Origin of the sequence: Shigella sp. FC1567 (assembly GCF_001743015.1) — a bacterium.
Lineage (GTDB): Bacteria > Pseudomonadota > Gammaproteobacteria > Enterobacterales > Enterobacteriaceae > Escherichia > Escherichia coli.
Genome location: NZ_MIIV01000375.1, coordinates 1 through 565, shown reverse-complemented (window position 1 = coordinate 565; position 565 = coordinate 1). Strand labels below are relative to the sequence as shown.

The following is a 565-nucleotide window of genomic DNA, read 5'->3' as shown; positions in this document are numbered from 1 at the left end:
TAGCGGAGCAGGAAGGACATCTGATGGAAATGGAAGCCACGCAAGCACCTTAAAATCACCATCATACACTAAATCAGTAAGTTGGCAGCATTACCAAACGACACATAGAACAAAATGGCTTTCGGATTAGTCAGGCTCAAAATTAACGCGCGTTTAAAAATGGCCCCGTATTGGGGCTCATCGGATTTGGCCTCGTTATTTTTACCCTTCAGGGTCGCGTAGAGAATTTTACTCTCCAGATAGAGCAAATAAAACGCACCAAGATAACGTACAATGTTGAATAATATCGGGGTGGTCTTAATTAATGTCGCCACTCCAGCCCATGCCAGAAACATCAATACTGCATCGCCAATAAATACACCGCAGGCCGCAAGATAACCGCCTTTCATACCGCTACTGACGCTATTTTTGAGTACAAACAGGGTATTTGGCCCAGGCACCAACACAATAAAAATGGCCCCAACCAGATTAATGCCGATCAGTTAAGGATCAGTTGACCGATCCAGTGGCTGTGTAAGAATCCGGAAACGCTCACTTGTTTCCGGATTTTTTTATGCACATTGGA

Annotated in this window: 1 pseudogene; it reads right to left on the bottom strand. The window is 44.4% G+C overall.

The features are described from left to right. Positions 1–95: 95 nt before the first annotated feature. Positions 96–482, bottom strand: a pseudogene (gene leuE, locus BHE85_RS18090) (leucine efflux protein LeuE); the annotation flags it as partial. Between the last annotated feature and the right edge of the window lie 83 nt (positions 483–565).